19 protein-coding genes and 4 pseudogenes are annotated in these 22,570 nt (G+C 68.1%); 21 read left to right on the top strand and 2 right to left on the bottom strand.

Translation table 11 applies throughout. From position 1 onward, the window contains the following. Positions 1 to 186: 186 nt before the first annotated feature. The 3 genes and pseudogenes from ACFQ9Z_RS33840 to ACFQ9Z_RS33830 all read left to right on the top strand — a co-directional run. Positions 187 to 940 (top strand): annotated as a pseudogene (locus ACFQ9Z_RS33840) (IS5 family transposase); the annotation flags it as partial. A gap of 45 nt (positions 941 to 985) precedes the next feature. Next, positions 986 to 1,153: an SH3-like domain-containing protein gene (locus tag ACFQ9Z_RS33835; protein ID WP_383029014.1), complete on the top strand. Its 168-nt coding sequence runs from the start codon at positions 986 to 988 to the stop codon at positions 1,151 to 1,153. Positions 1,154 to 1,240: 87 nt separating this feature from the next. Further along, a pseudogene (locus ACFQ9Z_RS33830) lies at positions 1,241 to 1,605 on the top strand (nitrile hydratase subunit alpha); the annotation flags it as partial. Between the two features lie 73 nt (positions 1,606 to 1,678). On the opposite strand, the gene ACFQ9Z_RS33825 reads toward ACFQ9Z_RS33830, so the two are convergent. After that, positions 1,679 to 2,914, bottom strand: coding sequence for an RNA-guided endonuclease InsQ/TnpB family protein (locus ACFQ9Z_RS33825; RefSeq protein ID WP_383028835.1), 1,236 nt, complete (start codon positions 2,912 to 2,914; stop codon positions 1,679 to 1,681). Positions 2,915 to 2,965: 51 nt separating this feature from the next. Here ACFQ9Z_RS33825 and tnpA point away from each other — a divergent pair, with 51 nt between their 5' ends. The 8 genes and pseudogenes from tnpA to ACFQ9Z_RS33785 all read left to right on the top strand — a co-directional run bounded on the left by tnpA (position 2,966) and on the right by ACFQ9Z_RS33785 (position 8,299). Then, on the top strand, positions 2,966 to 3,394 hold the full coding sequence (gene tnpA / locus ACFQ9Z_RS33820; RefSeq protein ID WP_383028830.1) for an IS200/IS605 family transposase: 429 nt from the start codon (positions 2,966 to 2,968) through the stop codon (positions 3,392 to 3,394). Between the two features lie 102 nt (positions 3,395 to 3,496). Next, complete coding sequence (locus tag ACFQ9Z_RS33815) at positions 3,497 to 3,673, top strand: nitrile hydratase subunit alpha (RefSeq protein ID WP_383028827.1); 177 nt, start codon at positions 3,497 to 3,499, stop codon at positions 3,671 to 3,673. Beyond that, positions 3,670 to 4,035, top strand: a complete 366-nt coding sequence (locus tag ACFQ9Z_RS33810; RefSeq protein WP_383028824.1) for a nitrile hydratase accessory protein — start codon at positions 3,670 to 3,672, stop codon at positions 4,033 to 4,035. Before ACFQ9Z_RS33815 ends, ACFQ9Z_RS33810 begins: the two co-directional genes overlap by 4 nt. Positions 4,036 to 4,283: 248 nt before the next feature. Next, the gene (locus ACFQ9Z_RS33805) at positions 4,284 to 4,412 is read left to right on the top strand and encodes a hypothetical protein (RefSeq protein ID WP_383028820.1); all 129 of its coding nucleotides are present in this window, start codon (positions 4,284 to 4,286) and stop codon (positions 4,410 to 4,412) included. A gap of 232 nt (positions 4,413 to 4,644) precedes the next feature. After that, positions 4,645 to 5,124 (top strand): hypothetical protein, encoded by a 480-nt coding sequence (locus ACFQ9Z_RS33800; RefSeq protein WP_383028817.1) that lies wholly within the window; start codon positions 4,645 to 4,647, stop codon positions 5,122 to 5,124. A 171-nt stretch (positions 5,125 to 5,295) separates the two neighbouring features. Continuing rightward, positions 5,296 to 5,903, top strand: a pseudogene (locus ACFQ9Z_RS33795) (transposase); the annotation flags it as partial. 194 nt (positions 5,904 to 6,097) lie between these two features. Then, a complete protein-coding gene (locus ACFQ9Z_RS33790) occupies positions 6,098 to 6,367 on the top strand; it encodes a hypothetical protein (protein WP_383028812.1) in 270 nt (89 codons plus the stop codon). 855 nt (positions 6,368 to 7,222) lie between these two features. After that, positions 7,223 to 8,299 carry an NAD(P)-dependent alcohol dehydrogenase gene (locus ACFQ9Z_RS33785; protein ID WP_383028807.1) on the top strand — a complete coding sequence of 359 codons (1,077 nt, stop codon included), beginning with the start codon at positions 7,223 to 7,225 and terminating at the stop codon, positions 8,297 to 8,299. 551 nt (positions 8,300 to 8,850) lie between these two features. Here the strand turns inward: ACFQ9Z_RS33785 and ACFQ9Z_RS33780 are convergent. Then, entirely contained in the window at positions 8,851 to 9,384 is a 534-nt protein-coding gene (locus ACFQ9Z_RS33780; protein WP_383028804.1) for a trehalase-like domain-containing protein, read from the bottom strand. 284 nt (positions 9,385 to 9,668) lie between these two features. Between ACFQ9Z_RS33780 and ACFQ9Z_RS33775 the strand changes: the two genes are divergently transcribed. From ACFQ9Z_RS33775 to ACFQ9Z_RS33730, 10 genes and pseudogenes are all read left to right on the top strand, one after another. Next, positions 9,669 to 9,896 (top strand): ferredoxin, encoded by a 228-nt coding sequence (locus ACFQ9Z_RS33775; protein ID WP_383028801.1) that lies wholly within the window; start codon positions 9,669 to 9,671, stop codon positions 9,894 to 9,896. Continuing rightward, positions 9,886 to 11,280 carry an NAD(P)/FAD-dependent oxidoreductase gene (locus tag ACFQ9Z_RS33770; RefSeq protein ID WP_383028798.1) on the top strand — a complete coding sequence of 465 codons (1,395 nt, stop codon included), beginning with the start codon at positions 9,886 to 9,888 and terminating at the stop codon, positions 11,278 to 11,280. The genes ACFQ9Z_RS33775 and ACFQ9Z_RS33770 overlap by 11 nt, the downstream gene beginning before the upstream one ends. Positions 11,281 to 11,315: 35 nt before the next feature. Then, positions 11,316 to 12,542 carry a cytochrome P450 gene (locus ACFQ9Z_RS33765; RefSeq protein WP_383028794.1) on the top strand — a complete coding sequence of 409 codons (1,227 nt, stop codon included), beginning with the start codon at positions 11,316 to 11,318 and terminating at the stop codon, positions 12,540 to 12,542. Between the two features lie 508 nt (positions 12,543 to 13,050). Further along, positions 13,051 to 13,878, top strand: coding sequence for an alpha/beta fold hydrolase (locus ACFQ9Z_RS33760; protein WP_383028791.1), 828 nt, complete (start codon positions 13,051 to 13,053; stop codon positions 13,876 to 13,878). Positions 13,879 to 14,504: 626 nt separating this feature from the next. Then, positions 14,505 to 14,927, top strand: a pseudogene (locus ACFQ9Z_RS33755) (DDE-type integrase/transposase/recombinase); the annotation flags it as partial. A gap of 205 nt (positions 14,928 to 15,132) precedes the next feature. Continuing rightward, complete coding sequence (locus ACFQ9Z_RS33750) at positions 15,133 to 16,176, top strand: alpha/beta fold hydrolase (RefSeq protein ID WP_383028786.1); 1,044 nt, start codon at positions 15,133 to 15,135, stop codon at positions 16,174 to 16,176. Positions 16,177 to 16,245: 69 nt separating this feature from the next. Beyond that, positions 16,246 to 17,177 (top strand): IS5 family transposase gene (locus tag ACFQ9Z_RS33745; RefSeq protein WP_383028782.1). Its coding sequence is split into 2 segments (ribosomal slippage): positions 16,246 to 16,635 and positions 16,638 to 17,177, totalling 930 coding nucleotides; the frame shifts between segments, so codons are not numbered across the junction. 630 nt (positions 17,178 to 17,807) lie between these two features. After that, positions 17,808 to 19,481, top strand: a complete 1,674-nt coding sequence (locus tag ACFQ9Z_RS33740) for an NAD-dependent malic enzyme (protein WP_383028777.1) — start codon at positions 17,808 to 17,810, stop codon at positions 19,479 to 19,481. Continuing rightward, positions 19,478 to 20,959: a class II fumarate hydratase gene (gene fumC, locus ACFQ9Z_RS33735; RefSeq protein WP_383028773.1), complete on the top strand. Its 1,482-nt coding sequence runs from the start codon at positions 19,478 to 19,480 to the stop codon at positions 20,957 to 20,959. The genes ACFQ9Z_RS33740 and fumC overlap by 4 nt, the downstream gene beginning before the upstream one ends. A 228-nt stretch (positions 20,960 to 21,187) precedes the next feature. Continuing rightward, positions 21,188 to 22,558: an IS4 family transposase gene (locus ACFQ9Z_RS33730; RefSeq protein ID WP_383029011.1), complete on the top strand. Its 1,371-nt coding sequence runs from the start codon at positions 21,188 to 21,190 to the stop codon at positions 22,556 to 22,558. The last annotated feature ends 12 nt before the right edge of the window (positions 22,559 to 22,570 follow it).

Genomic DNA, 22,570 nt, shown 5'->3' with positions numbered 1-22,570 from the left:
TTGAGTCCCCCGCTAGACACCTTGGATGTGTGGGCGGGTGGAACAGGCAGACGGCGAACAAGGCGATGATGCGCGCGACCACGCAGCTAACTGATCATTTCAGAATGACTTTGGTTCAGGGGCTTGGCAGTTGGGCTGGTGGGCGGCAGAGTTCTGCGCGTCTCGGATGATCTTGTGCCTGATGACATGTGGGACCGTGTCGCCCCACTGCTCCCTCCTCGCCCGCCGCGGCGCCGGCGGTATCCCGGTCGGCTGCTGGCGGATGACCGTGCGGCTCTGCGCGGGATTGTCTACGTCCTACGCACGGGTGTGACCTGGGCGGACGTCGTGCCGGCCGAGACGATCGGCTGCAGTGGCGTGACGTGCTGGCGGCGCCTACGCAACTGGACCGAGGCCGGCGTCTGGCCCCGCCTGCACGAGATCCTCCTCGCGGAACTCCGCAAGGCCGGACTGTTGGACATGGAGGACGCCGCGGTCGACGGCTCACACGTCCGGGCCTTGAAAGGGGGGCTCACACCGGACCTTCGCGGTCGACCGCGGCCGCCGGGGCAGCAAGCACCATCTGATCACCGACCGGCACGGAACACCCCCCACGGTGTCCGTGACCAGCGGAAACCGTCACGACGTCACCCAGCTCATGCCCCTGCTGGACGCGATACCCCGCATCCGCGGCCTGGTGGGTCGACCACGTCACCGACCACGGCGGCTGTTCGCCGACCGCAGCTACGACTACGACAGGTACCGTCGCCTGCTCCGCGCTCGCGGCATCACGCCGAAGATCGCCCGCAAGGGCACCGTCCACGGATCCGGCCTGGGCAGGACCGAGTGGGTCGTCGAGCGGACCTTCGCCTGGCTCCACCAGTTCAAACGCCTGCGGACCCGCTCCGAGGTACGAGCCGACCTCCACCTCGGACTACTCCAACTCGGCTTTGACATCCTCGCCCACCTAAAGGAGGGCCATTCCCGTCTGCCGCACCGTTGTCCGGTGCGGCTCCGGGCGGGCTCCCGCTTCGCGGTGCCCGGGCACACCCGGCTGCCGGGCTACGTGCAGGGACATGCCGGAGTTGTCGAGCGCATCCAGCCCGCCGCCGTGCTGCCGGACACCAACGCCCACTTCCAGGGCGAGAACCCGCAGCACGTCTACTCGGTGTGATTCGACTCCCGCGAACTGTGGGGCCGCTGACGCCGAACCCTTCGCACTCACCGCCGAGCTGTACGAGAGCTACCCGAAGACAATCTCGTGACCACCACCGGCGGGCCGGACGAGACCCCTCCCGTGGCCCTGCGCACCGAGGCCCTCGAGCAACTACTCACCGAGCGGGGTCTGATCGACCCGAAGGTGATGGACCGGATCATCACCGACTACGAGACCAACGCGGGCCCGCTCAACGGCGCCAAGGTCGTCGCCAAGGCATGGACCGACCCGACTACCGGCAGCGCCTACTCGACGACGGCACCGCCGCCATCAAGGAGTTGGGCTTCTCGGGGACGCAAGGCGAGCACATCGTGGTCGTAGAGAACACCGCGACCACCCACCACGTAGTGGTGTGCACGCTGTGCTCCTGCTACCCGTGGCCGGTGCTCGGCCTGCCGCCGAGCTGGTACAAAGACCCCGCCTACCGCTCGCGGATAGTCAAGGAGCCCCGCACGGTGCTGTCCGAAGTGACTCCTCCCCCACCTAAAGGTGGGGGCTTCTCGCTATGCCGGGGTTGGCGTCGCGACGGACCAGCCCGGCCCGTAGAACGTTCAGAGCGCCCACGGTGTCCGCGTGCGTACTGTGGCCGCACGAGACGCAGTGGAACTTCTCCTGGGTGGGCCGGTTCTCCGCTGAGACGTGCCCGCATTCGGGGCAGGTTCGGGAGGTGTTGCGGGGGTCCACGGCGATCACTTCTCGTCCGGCGCTTTCAGCCTTGGCGTGCAGGATCGTCAGGAACACCCCCCATCCGGCATCTGAGATCGAGTGGTTGAGTCCGGCCTTGGCCGCCGCGCCGTTGGGTAGGAAGGTGCCCGGCGTCTCGGGGGCGGGCGTGGGGGTGGGGGCCTTGACCATGTTGCGGATCTTGAGGTCTTCGTGCGCGATGAAGTCATGCTGACGCACGAGGTCAAGAGCGGTCTTGTGAGCGTGGTCGAGACGCTGGCGGCGCACCTTGCGGTGAAGGTCGGCAACTTTCTGGACGGCCCGCTGGTGGTTCTTGGTGCGCTTGTCGCGGCGCACGCGGGGGAAGCGGGAGAGGGCCTGCTGTGCGGCTTCGAGCTTGGCGGCGGCGTTGCGGCCGTGACGCGGGTTGGGAACGAACTCGCCGCCTGAGTCGGCGAGGAAGTTGGCTATGCCCATGTCGATGCCGACCACGCTGCCGGTCACGGGAAGCGGCTCGGGCTCGGCCTGCTCGGCGGTCAGGATGACGTACCAGCGTCGGCCTTCACGCTTGACGCTGACGGTCTTGACCTTGCCGACCACGGGCCGGTGCTGGTTGACCTTGACGTGCCCGACGCCTTGGAGGCGCACGCGGGTGACGGGGTCGTGCGGCGTGGAGTCCCAGCGGCAGCCGTCACCGTCCTTGGGGAAGTCCACCGTGTCGAACCAGTTGACACCCCGGAACCTGGGATAGCCCGGCTTCTTGCCGGCCTTCATGCGCCGGAAGAACGCGGCGAACGCCTTGTCCAGCCGACGCAAGGTCGCCTGCTGGCTGGAGAAGGACCAGCGGCCTTGCCGCTCGGGGTCGAAGGCGCGGATCTCCTTGAGCTGCGCGGACTGCTGCCCGTACTTGATCGAAATCTTCGAGGTATGCCGGTGGGCGTCGCGGCGTTCCTGCAACGCCCCGTTGTAGAGCGAGCAGTGATCGCGCAGCATTTCGCCGAGCGCTGCCGCCTGGCCCACGGTGGGCCGCATGAGGAACTTGTACGCACGGATCACTCGGCCCACCCCCTTCCGAGTCGGTTCGCGTAACCATACTAGCCTTGGTGTATGTCACCGCGCTGGGAACCAAAACCCGATATTCGCACCGGCCGCCACGTCACCTTCAACCTCCACGCACACTTGGTGTTTGTCACCAAGTACCGCAAAGACGTCTTCGATGACGACATGCTGAAGCGATGCGAGGAGATCATGCGGGAGGTGTGCGGCAGCTTCGAGACCGAACTACGGGAGTTCAACGGGGAGGCCGATCACGTCCACCTGCTCGTGCACTACCCGCCGAAGATCGCCCTGTCGAAGCTGATCAACAGCTTGAAAGGAGTCAGCTCCCGCTATCTGCGCGCCGAGTACACCGGCCGCATCAACCGCATCGGGTTGGGCTCCGTGTTCTGGTCCCGCTCCTACTTCGCCGGATCGTGCGGCGGCGCACCACTCAGCGTCGTCCGTCAGTACATCGAGGGCCAGAAGCGGCCCACCTGACCGTCACCGAAGACGGGCAGCGAACTCCAGCGCTACGCGCCTCCGATCGAGGATGCGTTTCCCTCCCCGGCTGAAGCCGGGGATACCCACGCAAGATCAGGGATGGGACTCGACCTCAACGACGACGTACAGATCACCGTTTACGACTCCACCAGCGAGGTCCGCTGGCTGGTGCTGCCCGAGCGTCCGCCCGGCACGGAGCACCTGCCCGAGGAAGAGCTCGTGCCGCTGGTGACCCGGGACACGATGGTCGGCGTGGCCAAGGTGGCGGCACCATGACCGCGCCGCTGGACATCGAGGGCCCGGCCGCACCACCCCGCTTCAACGGCGAGTTGGTGTTCGCCGAGCCGTGGGAGAGCCGCGCCTTCGGCGTGGCCGTCAGCCTGTACGAGGCAGGCACGTTCACCTGGCCGGAATTCCAGGCCGCACTGATCGCCCGGATCGCCGCCTGGGAAGCCGAAGCGGCCCAGGACGAGCCCTACAACTACTACCGGCTCTGGCTGGCCGCTCTGGAAGACGTACTCGCCGGCCTGTCCGCCGTGTCCACAGACGAGGTCACCACACGCGCCCAAACCCTGGCACAGCGCCCCAAAGGCCACGACCACCGTGACCATCCAGACGACCACGCCTGCCCAAACTGATTGGCAACATCCTCCCGGCGGACCGTGTCGGCGCCCTCCTTACGAGTTTCCCGGGCCAGCGAAGACAGGTACTCCCCAGCCCCGGGCCGCCACCCCGCTGCCCGGGGCTCAGTACCGCCGGGGCACAAAAACCACCGTTGCGTGCTCGGTGCTTCCCCCCTCTCTGCCTGCGGCGAATAGAGGTGCTCACGCCGTCCGTACGCGTCCAAAGCGGCTCCCAGGAGGCGGATGGCCAGGAGTGCCAGCCCGTGGACCGTGACAGCCACGCCCTCGCCTTTACCCGTGTGCAGGGCGTCGGTGACGAGCCGGGTAGGGAACGGCAGGAACGCCACCACGAGCAGGATGAGCAGGTTGAGGCGCAGAAGAATCAGACGTGACCGATCAAGTCGGCTGGTCATTAGGGTATGAACCAGCCAGGCGGGCGGCTGCCGACCATAATCTCCTGCGCATACGGGCCGCGCACCGGCGGTAGGAACCGAAGATCTTGATCTACCCGTCCGACTTCCCGGGCTGTCAACGGCCTTCTGCAACTGGCCGCCAACACACCAGGGCTCTGGGTGAGGAAACCAGCTCGCTGGTGGCTCTCCTCAACCAGGCAGCCTCGTCCGCGTGGTCCCACCGGTCGTCCTGGCCATGCTCGGCACGCAGGCCTGGCCTCCAGTGCACCTGCTGGGATTCAGCAAACGAGGCTTCGCCGCCCTCAACCTGCTGACCCGTCACCCCGACCTCTTCGCCGTCGCCAGCGTCTGGGATGCCGCACTGCTCAGCGACCGGCCGCCGCACCCGCAACTCGTGGAGGTCGCCGGCAGCACCGCACGGCTCGATGAGTACGAGGTACGGCAGAACCTCCGCCGCCATGCCCAAGCCCTCCAAGGGGCCCGCCGCATCGCGCTCGGGGGCATCGGCACCCTGGAAGCCGACTGGACCGCTGGCCGCCAACTCCTCGAAGCGCTCGACATCCCCCACGACGCCTACCGGGACGCCCCGGCAGCCCACCGGTGGGACACCGCGTGGCTCGCTCCCGCCCTCCAGCACCTGCTCGCCCTCGAAGCCAGTTTCCACCCGGACCCCAGTGCCCGGGAGGAGTGAAGACGGAAAGGACGGATCAGTCCTTCAACAGCCCGTCGCGCTCCGAAATCGAGCAATGCTCATGACCTGTGGATCGACGTGGGGCGGACGCGATGGGCGTACCTTCCCGAATGATCGACTTCTGGTCATCGAGTAGGCCGACGTTGCACCGTCGGTCGGGAAGGCACGCCCGTGCTGAGCGTAGTGAATGCCGATGGAGGGACCGAGACCGGCTCCCTGATCGACGACATCGTCCGCGAGGTGCGAGGCGGATGCTGGCCGCCGCCCTGGGAGCTGAAGTCAATTCCTACATGGCCGAGTTGGCCGATGAGCGCGACGAGCGCGGGCGCCGCCTGGTGGTCCGCAACGGCTGTCACCAGGCGAGGGAGGTCATGACCGCGGCCGGAGTGGTCGAGGTGGAGGCCCCGCGGGTGAACGACGAGCGCATCGACGAGGCGACCGGCGAGCGCAAGCGGTTCTCCTCGGCGATCCTGCCGCCGTGGTGCCGCAAGTCCCCGAAGATCAGCGAGGTGCTGCCCCCGTTCTATCTGCATGGGCTGTCCTCCGGGGACTTCGTGTCCGCACTCGAGCAGTTCCTGGGCTCAGCGGCCGGCCTGTCCCCGGCCACCATCACCCGGCTTACCACGCAGTGGCAGGCTGACCACGCCGCGTTCAGCAAGCGCGATCTGTCCGGCAGCGACTACGTATACGTCTGGGCCGACGGTATCCATCTGCGCATGCGCCTGCGCGAGGCGAAGTCGTGCGTGCTCGTGCTGATGGGCGTGCGTGTGGACGGCAAACCTCGCGCTCGAACAGCGTCACGCTAGGCGCGACGGACAACGAGGCCTATTATCCGCTTAGTTCGTCCAGCAACTTCGCGATTTGTACGGCCGTAGGAGTGATCAGAAGGTGAATGACGTTACGCTCTGATCCTTTTTGCGCATCGTTCTCCAGGTATCTGCCCGATCCGGGGCACAGCAGCGGAGGAGAACACATGAGGACCGTCCAGAAGATTGCAGCGGTGGCCGCGGCCACCTGCGGGATTCTCTTCGCCGGTGTCGGGGTGGCCAGCGCTGCCCCCCAGGACAACGGCGGGGACAACATCCCCGTACTCAGCAACATCAACACGCTGAACTGGGACGATTCCCCCTTCTGCGGGGTTCAGGTCAAGACCAACGACACCGAGCAGAAGACGTCCTGTCCGGTAGTGCACAACGAGGGCAGCTCCAACAGCCCCGTGTACATCGTCACCTTCGGATCTTGATCCCTCATGGCGGTCCGGCGGCCCGGCGGTTCGGGGCCGCCGGGCCGTTTCGGCTTGTCGGGGCGTACGCAGGCAGGTGAGTAAGCCGGCTATCGCGTCGGGTGGGTGCCCAGGGGTTCGGCATCGTTCGGCCGCGCTGCGGTTCATCATGCGGCGGTCCGTGAGGCACACGGTTGGCGTAGTGACATTGGCCGGGAGCTGCTTCGGCGCGAGTGATCATGGTCCCGTAGACTTCCGGCGGGTCGGGCAGTCTGTGGACCTGTCCGGTAAAGCACGACGTTGGTGCCATGATCTTCGAGGCTCGCGCCAAAGCGGCTGGCTCAAGTCGCGGAGCAACCGCCCCAGCCACCACGTGTTCTGACCTCATGCTCCGTGTGCCTGCCTCTTGGCCGCTGCGGGCGGCCGCCCGCGCCCGCCCGGAGGAGCGAAGCAACGACGGGTGCTTGATCGAGCCCGTGTGGCGCTGACTTCAAGCTGAGTGGCCCATCACCGACCCAGAACGCGAGGCCGAGTATCCGCCGGCCTCGCGCTCTCGTGCGTCTGCCCGGCGCTGATCTGCGCAAACGATGCCTGCGGGACTACCCTCTCCAGTCAAAGACGCCTGAGCGGCTCGGCCTCGGCGGCGGCCATGGCCTACATGAGCGCCGTGCACAGCCGGTACTCACCGCGAAGGCCGGCTACCAACCCACCGGCTGCTGATCACCCGGCACCACATGGGATGCATCGCAACCGCAGCTGCGCAACCATGGTGAAGTCCGAAGCGGCGGCCGCGGTGACCCGGCGCCGGGACCCGTTTCCTGTCCGTGTCGCACGCGCCGAGCCGCTTTTCCGCTGGTCGGCGAGAGTGAGACGCCCATGACGCAGATGCGGGCGGCCCGGATGCACGGATACAAGGAAGCCCTTCGGATCGAAGAGGTTCCGGTGCCCGAGCCCGGGCCGGAAGAGATACTCCTGAAAGTCGCCGCGACCGGCATGTGCCGTAGCGACTACCAGCTCCTGAACGGCTACTTCGAGGGGCCGTTCCCGGTGGACCTGCCCTACATCCCAGGCCACGAGGTCACGGGCCGGGTGGCGGGACTCGGCGCCGAGGTGCCACCGACGGTGGGCTACTCGGAGGGCGACATGGTCGTGGTAAACCCCAGCTGGGGGGACGGCACGTGCCGGCAGTGCCGGGAGGGCAACGAACAGCTGTGCAGCGGTGACGGCCGGTGGGTAGGGTTCGGCCCGCCGGGCGGTTTCGCCGAGTACATGGCCGTGGAGTGCCGCCACGCGATCCCGGTCTCGGGGGAGGCGGCGCGGGCGCCGGAGCTCCTGGCCCCGATGACCGACGCGGGGATGACCCCGTACCGGGGGATGCGCAAGCTCCGGGACACGGGCAAGCTCGGCCCCGGCCGGACCGTCGCGGTCACGGGCATCGGCGGTCTCGGCAGCTACGCGATCCAGTACGCGAAACTGCTCGGCGGCGGTGCGACCGTGGTGGCGCTCGCGCGCACCGACAGCAAGCTGGACGTGGCGCAGGACAACGGCGCGGACCACGGGATCAACGTGCGCAACAAGTCCACGGAGGCCGTTCAGGACGAGCTGGAGAGGCTCACCGGCCGCCGGACGATCGACGCCATCCTGGACTGCGTCGGCAGCGAGTCCTCGGTCTCCATGGGCTTCGACCTGCTGGGCCCCGAGGGGGTGCTGGCGGCCGTCGGCCTGATGAGCCAGCGTGTCGAGCACCGGCAGTTCCCGTTCGTGGGCACCGAGCTGTCCTACCTCGGCTCGTTCTGGGGCAACCACCTGGACCTCGTCGAGGTCCTCTCGCTCGCCGAGGCTGGCCTCGTCAGGCACAACGTGACCAAGGTCGCGCTGGAGGACATTAACGAGAACCTTGACGCTCTGGGGCGCGGAGACGTCGTCGGACGCCAGGTCATCGTCTTCGGATGAAATTCTGTCGGGCAGACCCGGCCGTCGCGTTTTCCGGGGGCGTAGGACGAGGTACGCGCGGCGGCCCGGTCTCGGCGCTTCACAAGCCTTCCGGGCCAGTCGCCCGACTTCCCGAGTTCACGCTCCGGCAGAGGGGACGAGACCCGCGGCGACCGCGACGGTCGCGACCGACACCACCCCGTCCTGTCAGGTCTCGGCGGCCTCGCGGGGCGCGCTCGTCGCGGGCGTCTACCCGTCAGTACGAGCCGCTCGGCTGCCCCCCCACCGAGGCACAGGCAGCGACATGAGAGTTCTCAGGCCAGGAACTTGAGCAGATGCTCGTTGACTTCCTCGGCGTGCGTCCAGCACAGGCCGTGTCCCGCGCCTTCAACAGGTGACGTACTGGGCTCCTTTGATCATTTCGCGGGGGCGGGCACCTGTGGCCTCGATCGGCAGGATGTGATTTGAGCGCCCGAACCCCCCGGTCGTACGTGATCACCCGGCGTCCCGCCGCCGGCAGCGCACGAGTTCTGTCGGCAAGTCAGGCGGGACCCCGTGTCAGAGCCTCTGCGTCAGGTGCCGGAAACACCGGGGCCGACCATGGAGAGCGGATCGACAACGGAGTCGAACGTCTTCTCGTCGACGTGCCGCTGGCTGCCTCGGCCGGCGAAATGCCAGCCGCCCATGGACGACGTGACCTCATGCGGTTGCCGTGCGTAGTCCAACCGCGGGGCGATCTCGATGTCGAACGAGATCTCGCCACGCGTGCAGCGCAGCATGCGGACCAGCCGGTGCTGGTTCCTTGGACTGTGTGGCAAGGCGGGAGGCATGAAATCCACGACCGAGCCGACGCCTTGCTCGGTCATGAATCCGGTGAGCAGCACACCGGTGTCCGGGTAGTAGAACTGCTTGGTCGCATACGTCAGCGCCTGGGGAGTGATCGTCCAGTGACCGCCGCCGTCACCGTCGAGCAATGCTGCGAAGAAGCTCGGCGAGTCGAATCGCGGGCTGCAGAACCAGGCGATCGTTCCCCCGGTGGACACCAGCGCGGTCGTGTGCAGGTCACCGTTGAGTCCGTGGTCTTCGATCAGCGGTAGTTCGTTCATGGCGCCTCTTCCCGAGGTGCCGGGCGTCAGCGGTGACGTCGCCACTGCCGACCGCGCGACTTGAGGACATGCCACGCGCCCCCCTCCAGACTGCCCGGGGTGCGCAGACTTCGCATTCCTCCTGGAAGCGGTGCGACTGCGCGCCCGTTCGCGGTGAAGCCGCGTTGCGTGGCCCTCCCGCCGAGCTGATGCTGTACAGGAGGCATGCCGACCATTCGAGTGAACCGAACGCACAGGGCTGCGTGACTGCGGATTTCGCGGCTCGAGTAGGGAGCGGGTTCCAGATGAGGCTTGTCGTCGATCTCAACCGGTGTGAGGGATTCGCGCAGTGCGCCTTCCTCGCCCCGGACGTCTTCACGCTGCACGGCGATGAGGCGCTGCTCTACACCTCACGCTTCGACGAGGCACTGCGTGACCAGGTGGAACAAGCCGTGGCTGCCTGCCCGGTCCAGGCCATCCTCGCCGACTTCTCCGACGAGCCGACAAAGGGGGTGGAGGGCCGTGTCGGCTGACACCGGTGCCGAGGCCCTCCGGCGGGAGGGGCGCATCGTCGTCGTCGGCGCCTCGCTGGCCGGACTGCGCGCGGCGGAGGTCCTCCGCGACCGGGGGTTCACCGGGTCGCTCACCTTGATCGGCGACGAGCCGTACGAGCCGTACGACCGGCCCCCGCTGTCCAAGCAGGTGCTGCTGGGGCTGGAGGACGCCGAGGCCACCGCGCTGCCGCGCAGGCGTGACGTCGACGCCGAATGGCGTCTGGGTCTGGCCGCCGCGGGCTTGGACCGAACCGCCAAGCAGGTAATCCTGGCCGACGGCGACACCGTGCCCTACGACCGCCTGCTGATCACCACCGGTACTAAGGCCCGGCCCTGGTTCCACCCGGACCAGGCGGCGCTGGACGGGGTTTTCGTGCTGCGTACCCGCGACGACTCCGCTCGGCTGTACCGGAAACTCGCCTCCGGCCCCCGTCGGACGCTGGTGATCGGCGCCGGTTTCACGGGCTCCGAGATCGCCTCCGTCTGCCGGGAGCGCGGCCTGGAGGTGACGGTCGCCGAACGCGGCCCGGCACCGCTGGTCGGCGCCCTCGGCGGGGTGCTCGCGGCGGTGGCGGCCCGGCTGCAGCGGGATAGCGGAGTGGACCTGCGCTGCGGAGTCAGTATCACCGCGCTGGAGGGCGACCAGGCCGGACGGCTCCGGCGTGCCCACCTGTCCGACGGATCGGTGATCGACCTCGACGTGGCGGTGGTCTGTCTCGGCGCCATCCGGAACACCGAATGGCTCGCCGGCTCCGGAGTGGCCGCCGGCCCCAGGGGAATCGCCTGCGACGCGGGATGCCGGGTGTTCGACGTCAATGGCATCGTGACCGACGACATCTATGCCGCGGGCGATGTCGCCCGCAGCCCGCACCCGCTGTTCGGCTACCAGTTCCTGTCGCTGGAGCACTGGGGCAACGCGGTCGAACAGGCCCGGATCGCCGCTCACAACATGATCAGCCCGGGTCCCGAGCGCCGCCCGCACCTGTGGGTGCCGATGTTCTGGTCGGTTCAGTTCGGCGTCAACATCAAGTCGGTGGGTGTGCCGACGCTGGGCGATCAACTGGTCGTGGCGCAGGGGGCACTCGCCGAGGAGCGGTTCGTCGCGGTGTACGGATATCGCGGCCGGGTCATCGCCGCGGCTTCCTTCGACGCGGGCAAGTGGCTGGGGCACTACCGGCAGCAGATCGAGACCGGAGCGTCGTTCCCGCCGGACTACCCGGTGGTGAACAGCCGTGCCGGCGCTGTGCAGCCGGTCGATCCGGCGTTCCCGGACCCCCACCTGCCCACCCACGAACCGACCGTCACCCTGACCGGCCACTCACCGACCGAGCGGCGTGTCCATTTCGTCCCGGCGCGCGCCTGACCCTCTTTCCGGACCGTCGGCCCTCAGGAGACACCATGACTCTCGGCACCCTGTTCGCGCAGATCACCGACTACGCGAGTCGCGCCGACCCGTACCCGCTCTACGCAGCACTGCGCGCCTCGCCGGTCAGCCGTCAGGACGATGGAACATACCTGGTCAGCGCCTATTACGAGGTGCGGAGCCTGGCCAGCGACCCGCGGCTGAGCAACGACCCGCGCAACCGCACCCCCGGCGCCGACGGCCCCGCCATGTCCGAGGAGGACACGAACCTGCCGCCGAGCTTCCTGTTTCAGGACCCGCCCGGACACGACCGGCTGCGCAATGCGGCGATGCGGCCGTTCGGGCCGCCGCACAGCCCCAGGTTCCTCCACGACCTGCGTGAAGAGCTCGCCAGGGTCGTGGCCGAGCTGTTCGACGGGCTCGAAGGCAAGGACGAGATCGACGTGGTCGACGACTTCGCCTACCCGCTCCCCGTCACGGCCATCTGCAAGGTCCTGGGCGTGCCGCGCGAAGACGAACAACGCTTCCACGGCTGGGCCGACACCGTCGCGTCGGGGCTCGATCCCAGTGGCGGGCAAAGAGGCGCGGAAAGAGCCCAGCAGGCACGCCGCGAGCTGGGCGTCTACCTCTCCGGCCTGATCGACACCAAGCGCCGCCGCAACGGCAGCGGGATCCTCGGTCCCCTCGCCCGCGAAACGGGCCCCGGCGGCAGCATGTCGACGACGGAGCTGGTGTCCACCGCGATTCTTCTCCTGATCGCGGGCCACGAGACCACCGTCAATCTGATCAGCAACGCGACGCTCACGCTGCTGCGCCACCCCGAGGTCCTCGAGCGGTTCCGGGAGGACCCGGAGCTTGTCGTCCCGCTCGTCGAGGAGGTGCTGCGGTACGAGCCGCCGGTCCAGTTCATACCGTTCACCACCGCCCTGGCAGACATCGACATCGCCGGTACCACCATTCCCAAGGGCGCGCCTGTCCGGCTGATGCTGGCCTCGGCCAACCGCGACCCGAAACGCTTCGAGGATCCCGACCGGTTCGATCCCGACCGCGCGGACAACCAGCACTTGGGGTTCTACACCGGCATTCACTACTGCTTCGGCGCCCCGCTGGCCCGGATGGAGGCGCAGCTCGCCCTGCCCGAACTCTTCCGCCGGCTGAAGAACCCACGGCTCCTGGCGGACCCGCCACCCTACCGCGCCAACCCCGTCCTGCGCGGCCCCCGCCACCTTCCCGTGGCGATCGACGGCCTCACAGCCCCATGACACGGACGTCCCGGCGCACCTGGGACCTGCGTTGCGGCGAACTTGCTCACCGCTTCGGGCCGACCAGAGGTCAGGCCAATACAACGTCTGTGATGCGTCCGTTGTCGCCGGACGAGTGTGCGCTATGGATGGTATAGCCGACATGGGTGACCCATGGATGGGGCCCCGCACATCCGCCGATACGCTGCGAACCCGTCTTCGGCCGTGGCGGCGGCGATGTCAGGATCACCACGAGTCCGGGACGCGCGAAGGGCTGGCCCGGAAACCGTCCACTTTCTGCTCCGCGATTTCGTACGCCGCAGAGCCTCATCCCCAGGCAGCGGTCGTCGTGCTTCGGCGAGCGTCGGCTCGATCGAAGGGCCGGCACCACACCGTCACGTGGGCCATCTGGCGGTCGACGCTTGCGCCCGGTGCGGGCATGCATTCCGCTGGCAAGCGGGTGCCAGAACATCCCTCTCTTCCGCCCGGTCTGCCCACGTACGGCCGGAGCTGCGCCAACGGAGGCCACATGCCCATCTGCACCACCCGCGACGGTGTCGAGATCTTCTACAAGGACTGGGGCCAGGGGCGTCCCGTGGTGTTCATCCACGGCTGGCCGCTCAATGGCGACGCTTGGCAGGACCAGCTCAAGGCCGTCGTCGACGCCGGATACCGCGGAATCGCGCACGACCGTCGCGGACACGGACACTCCACGCCCGTCTGGGACGGCTACGACTTCGACACCTTCGCCGACGACCTCAACGACCTGCTTACCCACCTCGACCTGCGAGACGTCACCCTGGTCGCGCACTCCATGGGTGGCGGCGAGCTCGCGCGCTACATCGGCCGACACGGCACCGGGCGGCTGCGCTCGGCGGTGCTGCTGTCCGCCATCCCGCCGGTGATGATCAAGTCTGACAAAAATCCCGAGGGCGTGCCGGAAAAGGTGTTCGACGCACTCAAGAACGGCATCCTCACCGAGCACTCCCAGTTCTGGAAGGACACCGCGGAAGGTTTCTTCTCCGCCAACCGTCCCGGCAACAAAGTCACCCAGGGCAACAAGGACGCCTTCTGGTACATGGCGATGGCGCAGACCATCGAAGGCGGCGTGCGATGCGTGGACGCCTTCGGCTACACCGACTTCACCGAAGACCTGAAGAAATTCGACATCCCCACCCTGGTGGTGCACGGCGACGACGACCAGGTCGTGCCCATCGACGCCACCGGCCGCAAGTCCGCCCAGATCATCCCGAACGCCGAGCTGAAGGTGTACGAGGGCAGCTCCCACGGCATCGCGATGGTGCCGGGGGACAAGGAGAGGTTCAACCGGGACCTGCTGGAATTCCTCAACAAGTAGAAGCCGACCCTGCCAGCCGCAAGTTCTTGCTCGCCTTCGCCCAGGACGACGAAGGAACGCCCGCGCCCTCGGACTCGGGCCGGCCGACATCGAGCAGTTCCTGCACAGCGGCCTGACCCTGCGACCCGACACCGCAGTGCCGGATCCTGTGCCGGTCACGATCGCCTCGTAACCCCGGCATCCTGACCGTGGCCGACTGCGAAGCGCAGGAGGATGATCGCGCCGTCGGCGGCTTCAGCATGGCTCACGACCACCTCACCGGAGAGGCCCAAGCCGCTGCTGGGCTGCGGCTCTTCGGAGTGACGGTCGTTGATCTCCCTGAGGGCGTCCCATACCCCGCCACCGGTCGGCCGCTGTGCGGAGTCCTTGGCCACAAGACGGCTGACGAACGGCGGTGAGACCCCCTCCAGAACTGCGGGTCGGCGCGCAGGATGCGCAACCGGTGCAGTCAGCCTCACGAGCGCGGGCCAGCCCCTCGCCGACGGAATTCGGGGTGTACGGAAGACGTCGCGAAGCAGACCATGGAGGCACTGGCGAACGACCGGGTCGAAGTCCTCGCCGACGAGCGCACCCGGCAGGTCGAGCACGCTCTGTCGCAACCCGTCGGTCCGCCGGGGCTGCCTGCAGGACGCGTCCAGGGCCGCAAAAATCGTGCCGCAACACCCGGCAGGCCCCGCAACAAGCACCGAGGACCGCTGCTGCGAACCGCGTTCGTCCACACCGTTGGCGACGACCATTCCCGCGTCGCCTACGCCGTGATCCGCGACGACGAGGCGACCGCCACCGCAGTCGACGTCCTGCACCGCGCGGTCAACTGGTAGTTCGCCGCCCGCGGGGTGAGCGTGGAACGGGTCCTCACCGACAACGGCTCCGCCTACCGCTCCCGGCACTGGAGCCGGGCCTGCGACGAACTCGGGATCACACCGAAGAAGACCCGGCCCTACCGCCCGCAGACGAACGGCAAGGCCGAACGCTTCGACCGCACCCTCGCCGACGGCTGTGCCCTGGGACGCTTCTACGCCAGCGAGTCGGCCCGCCCCAAAGCCCTGACTAGGCGCATGGGCGACAGGCCGGTCGATGACCATGTCGGCCGCGTCGTTCTGCAGGCCATGTTGCCGTCCCCCGTTCGGACGCAGCTGGAGGGCGCCTTGTCAGCGGCTTTGTGACATTCGTCCTGGGTGCCTGTCGAACCGGGAGGCGCGGCGGCCCAGCTCTGGCTCTCCCCGACGAGCGGACACGACAGGACGGTTCCCCATGAAGAGACGGACTTTCGGCAAGGTCCTCGGCGCGGGCACGACGAGCACAGCGGTTGCCTCACTGGCTGGGATGCTCCGTCCCTCCTCGGCGGCCTCCAGAACGGGCGCGGAAGCAGCCGGGCTCGCCAAGGCGCGAGGGGCCCCGTCCTTCGCCGCACTGAAGCAGATCCGCGCCGGGGAGTTGAGCATCGGCTACGCCGAAGCAGGACCCGCCCACGGCCCCGCGCTGATCCTGCTGCACGGCTGGCCGTACGACATCCACAGCTACGTCGAGGTGACACCGCTGCTGGCCACGCACGGCTACCGCGTCATCGTCCCCTACCTGCGCGGCTACGGAACAACCACCTTCCTGTCGCGCACGACGTTGCGCAACGCCGAGCAGGCGGTGTTTGCGCTGGACATCATCGCTCTGATGGACGCCCTGCGGATCGAGCGGGCCGTCCTCGGCGGCTTCGACTGGGGATCCCGCACCGCCGACATCGTCGCCGTGCTGTGGCCGGAGCGCTGCAAGGCCCTGGTCTCCGTGAGCGGCTATCTCATAACCGACCGCAAGCAGCAGCACCTACCACTGCCCCCGGCGGCCGAGTGGGCGTGGTGGTACCAGTACTACTTCTCCACCAAGCGGGGTGAGTTGGGCCTTGCCAAGTACCGGCGCGACTTCGCCAAGCTCATCTGGCGCAATGTCTCGCCGACCTGGCACTTCAGCGACGCCATCTTCGACCGCACCGCCCAGGCGTTCGACAACCCGGACTACGTCCACATCGTCATCCACAATTACCGCTGGCGGCTCGGGCTCGCACCGGGCGACCCGCGCTACGAGGGCCTCGAGGCGAGGCTTGCCGAAGGTCCACCCATCAACGTGCCCACCGTCACGCTCGACGGTGCGCTGGACCCCTTCACCCCGCCTGACAACGGCGCGGCCTACCGCGGCAAGTTCACCGGCCCGTACGTCCACCGTACGCTGAAGGGCATCGGTCACAACGTCCCGCAGGAGGCTCCCGAGGCGTTCACCCGCGCGGTCCTGGAAGCCGACCGCATGTGACACCGCACGACTAGGCGCTGTTTCTCGGATCTCCTTACACGAGTGGGGTGTTGGGGGCAGGCTGGATGCATGGGACGCGGTGATCTGACGAACGCGGAGTGGGATCGGCTGGAGTCGTTCTTACCTCGTGGTGGCACACGTGGGGGCCGGTGGAGTGATCACCGCCGGGTGATCAACGGGGTGTTGTACCGGGTCCGTACGGGAGTCCAGTGGCGCGATCTGCCGGATCGGTTCGGGCCGTGGGAGACGGTCTACAAGCGCCATCGCCGCTGGTCGGCGGACGGCACCTGGCAGATGCTTCTGTCGAAGGTGCAGGCCGCCGAGGACGCCGCGGGCCGGATCGACTGGGACGTGTCGGTGGACTCCACGGCAGTGCGGGCTCACCAGCACGCCGCCGGCGCAAGGAAGACGCCGCCTGCCGCGATTCCTCAAAAGGGGGTCCACCGGCGGACGAACCAGGTCGATCCGGTGCTTCGCAAACTGCTCGTCCGGCTGGAGGAGGTGGTCAGGTCGGCGAGTGTCTGGGACGTTCCCGCGGCGGCTTCACCACCAAGATCCACCTTGCAGCCGACGGACGATGCCGGCCGCTCGCCGTCCTCCTGACACCAGGACACTACGGAGACGGCCCCCAACTCGAGCCGGTCCTGCAACAAGTGTCAGTGCCCCGCATCGGAGTCGGCCGACCTCGCACCCGACCTGACCATGTCCTGGCCGACAAGGCCTACACGTCCCGTGAAAACCGCCACTACCTGCGACGACGCGGCATATCCCACACCATCCCCGAACGACTCGACCAGCGCAGACACCGCCGCAACCGGGGATCCCGGGGCGGACGGCCCGCCGGCTTCGACCGCGAGCGCTACAAGAAACGCAACACGGTCGAACGTGCCATCAACCGCCTGAAAGGCTTCCGCGCCGTCGCCACACGCTACGAGAAACGGGCCTACACCTACCTCGGCACTGTCACCCTCGCAGCACTCATCATCTGGCTCCGCACATGATCCGAGAAACAGCGCCTAAGTCTCAAGCCGCTGACGGCCGTGGCGCCATCAGGCGGTCGTTGCCGCGGCTACGAGCATGTCGAGGAAGGCCTGCCACAGGCGGGCCACGTTCTGAGGGTCCACGGCGTGGGCGGCCACTCCCCGGCGCACACCGGGCCAGTGCGGGCCGGCCTCGTTGCAGTCGGGTGGGGTCCACGGAGTAGTCGCCCGGGTTCCCGGCGTCGTGGCCCGTGCTGGTCATCCGACGCGTCGACGAGTGAGGTCGCGCAGCCCGTCGTCCGGTAGTTAGCCTGGATTCATACCGTGGCACCGATGAGGCGTCGACCGCGATCGACCGCGGCGGGCGGGGCGGGCGCCCCGGGCGGTGTTCTTGTGAACGCCCGCCCACGCCGGAACGCCGGTCTCACACCTCCATACTCCGCCGGGCCGCGGGGCTCCGACCCGCACAAGGACCGGTCGAGGTCGCACCCTGCCGACCTGCGCGGCGAAGTTCCTAGCCGCATATCCGCTGGGCGGGCGTGAACCGCACTTCGACGTGCCGGCGACAGTGGCATGGAACGTGCCCGCGTGATCACCCGGCCGGAGCCGACACGGGCATGGCGGGCATTTTTCGCACAGAGGGAGATTCTCATGACCGAGAGCCACGCGCGGACCCCGGCCATCCCCAGCGTTCTGATCGATCCGCTGCGTAACCGTGGCGTGGCCTTCACCCCGGAGGATCGGGAGGCCCTCGGCCTCACCGGGCGCCTGCCTTCCGGGGTGCTCGCACTCGAGCAGCAGACTCAGCGTGCCTACCAGCAGATGCAGGCTCAGGGCAGCGACCTAGCCAAGAACGTCTATCTGGAACAGCTCCACGACCGCAACGAGACCCTGTACTTCAGGGTCCTCGTCGAGCATCTCGTGGAGCTCCTGCCGATCGTCTACGACCCCACTGTGGGCGAAGCGATCGAGAAATACTCCCACGAGTACCGCCGCCCGCGCGGCATCTTCCTGTCCATCGATCGGCCCGACGACATGGAGAAGGCCTTCGCCACGCTTCAGCTCGGGCCCGAGGATGTCGACTTGATCGTGTGCACGGACGCGGAGGAGATCCTGGGCATCGGTGACTGGGGTGTGGGAGGGATCCAGATCTCGGTCGGCAAGCTCGCGGTCTACACGGCGGCCGCCGGCATCGACCCGCGCCGCGTCGTTCCCGTGTCGCTGGACGTGGGCACGGACCGCAGGTCGCTGTTGGACGATCCGCTGTACCTGGGCAACCGGCACTCCCGCGTTCGTGGCGCCGACTACGACGCGTTCATCGAGAGGTACCTGGAGACGGCGTCGTCCACGTTCCCCGACGCGCTGCTGCACTTCGAGGACTTCGGTCCCAGCAACGCACGGCGGATCCTGGAGCAGTACGGCGGCCGCTATCGGATCTTCAACGACGACATGCAGGGCACTGGAGCCATCACGCTGGCCGCCGCCCTGTCCGCCGTCAAGGTCAGCGGTGTGCGGATGCGGGACCAGAAATTGGTCGTCTTCGGCGCCGGCACCGCCGGGGTGGGCATCGCCGACCAGCTGCGCGACGCGATGGTCCGCGACGGTGCGGATCCGCAGCAGGCCGCCGCACAAGTGTGGCTGATCGACAAACAGGGCCTGCTCACCCGCGACATGGACGGCCTGCGTGACTTCCAGCAGCCCTACGCACGCGATCCGGACGAGGTCGCGGACTGGACGAGGGACGACGGCGCGATCTCGCTGCTGGAAACGGTGCGCCGGGTCGAACCCACAATCCTGCTGGGCACTTCCACCGCGCACGGCGCCTTCACACGCGAGGTCGTCCAGTCCATGTCCGAGGGTACCGAGCGGCCGATCATCTTCCCGATCTCCAATCCCACCTCCCGGATCGAGGCCATGCCCGCCGACGTCATCGCCTGGTCCGGGGGAAAGGCGCTGGTGGCGACCGGCATCCCCGTCCCACCCGTGGAATACGACGGCGTGACCTACGAGATCGGGCAGGCCAACAACGCGCTGCTGTACCCGGGACTGGGCCTGGGCACGATCGTCTCCGGGGCGTCCCAGGTGAGCTCGGGCATGCTGCTCGCGGCCGCGCAGGCCGTCGCGGACCAGGTCGACCCGTCGGGGCCCGGAGCCTCCCTGCTGCCACCCGTGGAAAACCTTCGGGAGTCCTCGGCGGCCACTGCGACCGCGGTGGTCAAGGCGGCGCTCGACGACGGCGTGGCCACCAGCAAGCCGACCGACGTCTCCGAAACTGTCCGGAAGGCCATGTGGCAGCCGATCTACACCGACGGAGCCGCAGCATGAAGACGGAACACTCCGCGGCCGACCGGGCCGGGCGGGCCAGTCAGGACGAAGCCCCGAAGATCCTCGACATCCCCGTCGGTCTGCACGCGACCGGCACCCGGCGGGAGACCGACTCCATGGGCGCCATCGACGTCCCCGCGGATCGCTACTGGGGCGCCCAGACACAACGGTCCCTGATCCATTTCTCCATCGGGGACGACCGGATGCCCAAAGCGGTCTACCACGCTTACGGCTACGTCAAGAAGGCCGCCGCCCTCGTCAACGGGCGCGCCGGTCGGCTGCCGGCCTGGAAGGCCGACCTGATCCAGCGGGTGGCCGACGAGGTCATCGCAGGGAAACTGGACGATCACTTCCCGCTGTACGTGTGGCAGACAGGGTCGGGCACGCAGTCCAACATGAACACCAACGAAGTGATCAGCAACCGTGCCATCCAACTGGTCGGCGGGGAACTGGGCAGCAAGTCTCCGATCCATCCCAACGACCACGTCAACATGGGGCAGTCCTCCAACGACACCTTCCCCACGGCCATGCACATCGCCGCGGTTAAAGAGATCCACGAGCACCTGCTGCCCGACGTGGGCGCCCTGCAGCAGGCCATCGAGACCAAGGCACGGCGCTGGCATGACGTGGTGAAGATCGGCCGCACCCACCTGGAGGACGCCGTCCCGCTCACCGTGGGGCAGGAGTGGTCCGGCTACGCCCACCAGTTGCACCAAGGCATCGACCGGGCCGCCAGATCCGCCGAGGGCCTGTACGAACTCGCCATGGGCGGCACCGCCGTCGGTACCGGACTCAACGCCCCACCCGGATTCGGCGAGCAGGTCGCCACCGAGATCGCCACCGCGACCGCCCACCCGTTCACCACCGCGCAGAACAAGTTCGCCGCCCAGGGCGGCCTGGACGCCGTGGTCGGCGCCTCCGCCGGACTTCGGGCCCTGGCCGTGCCCCTGATGAAGATCGCCAACGACATCCGCTGGCTGGCCTCAGGACCCCGCTGCGGCCTCGACGAAATCGTCCTCCCGGCGAACGAGCCCGGCTCCTCGATCATGCCCGGCAAGGTCAACCCCACCCAGTGCGAGGCGATGGTCATGGTTTGCCTCCAGGTGCTGTCCGAGGACGAGGCGATCGCCTTCGCCGGCACGCAGGGCAACTTCGAGCTCAACGCCATGCGGCCGGTCATCATCAACAACTTTCTGCACGCGGCCACCATCCTCGCCGACGCCTGCGCCAAGCTGCGCGAATACTGCATCGAGGGCATCCGGCTCAACCGGGACCAGATCGACAGCTACGTCGACCGCTCGCTCATGCTGGTCACCGCGCTCTCGCCCGTGATCGGCTACGACAAGGCCTCCGCGATCGCCCACAAGGCCAACGACGAGGACACCACCCTGCGCGAGGCCGCGCTGGCCTCCGGCTACATCAGCGCCGAGGACTTCGACCGCATCGTCCAACCCGCCGCCATGGTCGGCCAGACATAGGACGGCCCCGGCTCCCGAACGGTGCCGCCAGGCGGCCTGCGGCCTGCTGGCCTGCGGCCTGCTCCACAGGACTACTGGTGACTCCTCCCCCACCTAAAGGTCAAGGCCATGAAGTTAGTCGTGGCCGCAAGTGAGGGCTGATCTGGAAGGACGCCGGACGCGAGAAGCGGAGCCCCGGTAGAACTGGCTGGTCCGCCAAGACAAGCCGTTCAAGGACCGGAGGCTCCGCTGTCCGGACAGTCTGTCATCCCGCGTGAGATCGCGGTAGCCGAAGGCGTCTTCGCGCCGGGTCATCTGGGCGAGTTAACCCAGGTTGTGCCGTTCGAGATGGTCGATGAGGTCCTCGCCGAGTGCGGGGCTGTGCAGCAGCGGCTGCGGAAGCTGCCGGCCCGGGTGGTGGTCTACCTGCTGCTCGCGGCCACGCTGTTCGAGGAATGCGGTTACCCGACCGTGTGGCGCAAGCTGACCGGCGCCCTTGAGGCACTGCCTCTGCCGGCGGTGACCGCGACCGCGTTGTGGCACGCCCGCACCCGGCTCGGCGTGCGCCCGATGCGGGCCCTGTTCGACCTGCTGCGCGGCCCGGCCTCGGCGGTCCGCACGGCCGGCACCCGCTGGGCCGGACTGCTGGTGGTCGCGATCGACGGCACCTACCTGGACGTCGCCGACGACGCGGACGTGCGGGCCCGGCTGGGCAAGGGGGCCAACCAGTACACCGCCGCCTCCGGCTATCCGCAGGTCCTGCTGGTCGCCCTGGTGGCCTGCGGCACCCGCGCGGTCATCGACGCCGTCTTCGGCCCCCGCAAACCCGGCGAGCCCGTCCTGGGACGCCGCCTGCTGCGCTCACTGCACCAGGGCATGATCGTGCTGCTGGACCGGGGATTTGCCACCAACGCCTTCCTCCACGCCGTGGCCGGCACCGGCGCCGACTTCCTGGCCCGACTCTCCGCAACGCGTAAGCCGCCCGTCCTGCGCCGTTTCGACGACGGCTCCTTCCTGTCCCAGATCGGCACAGTGGAGGTCCGCATCATCGAATGCGAGATCACCATCTCCACCGCCAGCGGGAGGCACACCGGCGTCTACCGCCTGGCCACCACCCTGCTCGACCCGCGCCGGTATCCGGCCTTCGAGCTGGTCAGGCTGTATCACGAGCGATGGGAAGTGGAGTCCGCCTACCTCGCGATCAAGAAATCGATGCTCGGCCGCCGCGTGCTGCGCTCCCGCACCCTGCCGGGCATCGCGCAGGAGATCTACGCGCTACTGACCGTCTACCAGGTGATCAGGATCGCCATCGCCGACGCCACCAGCACCGTCCCCGGAGCCGACCCGGACCGAGCCAGCTTCAGCATCGCTCTCCACACCGCCCGCGACCAGATCGTCCAGGCCGCAGGCGTGATCGCCGACACCACCATCGACCTCGTCGGCACCATCGGCCGGGCAGTCCTGAACCACCTCATGCCCGCCCGCCACCTGCGCGTCAGCCCCCGTGCCGTCAAACGGCCGCTGTCCCGCTACGCCTACAAGAGCCTGCGCGTCGACCGACGCACCTACAAAGCCACCATCAGCATCGACATCCTGTTGACAGCACCCAACAGCCCATAACTTCATGGCCTT

The sequence above is a fragment of the Streptomyces sp. NPDC056580 genome (assembly GCF_042793175.1).
Taxonomy (GTDB): Bacteria; Actinomycetota; Actinomycetes; order Streptomycetales; family Streptomycetaceae; genus Streptomyces.
Note: the sequence above shows the minus strand (reverse complement) of the source record. Positions and strands in the feature narration are given on the sequence as shown.

Excerpts from the sequence above, each read along its gene's own strand:
- ACFQ9Z_RS33750 (WP_383028786.1), top strand. The coding sequence starts at position 15,133 with ATGAAGAGACGGACTTTCGGCAAGGTCCTCGGCGCGGGCACGACGAGC.
- ACFQ9Z_RS33775 (WP_383028801.1), top strand. The coding sequence starts at position 9,669 with ATGAGGCTTGTCGTCGATCTCAACCGGTGTGAGGGATTCGCGCAGTGC.
- ACFQ9Z_RS33790 (WP_383028812.1), top strand. The coding sequence starts at position 6,098 with ATGAGGACCGTCCAGAAGATTGCAGCGGTGGCCGCGGCCACCTGCGGG.
- ACFQ9Z_RS33810 (WP_383028824.1), top strand. The coding sequence starts at position 3,670 with ATGACCGCGCCGCTGGACATCGAGGGCCCGGCCGCACCACCCCGCTTC.
- tnpA (WP_383028830.1), top strand. The coding sequence starts at position 2,966 with ATGTCACCGCGCTGGGAACCAAAACCCGATATTCGCACCGGCCGCCAC.
- ACFQ9Z_RS33785 (WP_383028807.1), top strand. The coding sequence starts at position 7,223 with ATGACGCAGATGCGGGCGGCCCGGATGCACGGATACAAGGAAGCCCTT.
- ACFQ9Z_RS33740 (WP_383028777.1), top strand. The coding sequence starts at position 17,808 with ATGACCGAGAGCCACGCGCGGACCCCGGCCATCCCCAGCGTTCTGATC.
- fumC (WP_383028773.1), top strand. The coding sequence starts at position 19,478 with ATGAAGACGGAACACTCCGCGGCCGACCGGGCCGGGCGGGCCAGTCAG.
- ACFQ9Z_RS33780 (WP_383028804.1), bottom strand. The coding sequence starts at position 9,384 with ATGAACGAACTACCGCTGATCGAAGACCACGGACTCAACGGTGACCTG.
- ACFQ9Z_RS33760 (WP_383028791.1), top strand. The coding sequence starts at position 13,051 with ATGCCCATCTGCACCACCCGCGACGGTGTCGAGATCTTCTACAAGGAC.
- ACFQ9Z_RS33815 (WP_383028827.1), top strand. The coding sequence starts at position 3,497 with ATGGGACTCGACCTCAACGACGACGTACAGATCACCGTTTACGACTCC.
- ACFQ9Z_RS33765 (WP_383028794.1), top strand. The coding sequence starts at position 11,316 with ATGACTCTCGGCACCCTGTTCGCGCAGATCACCGACTACGCGAGTCGC.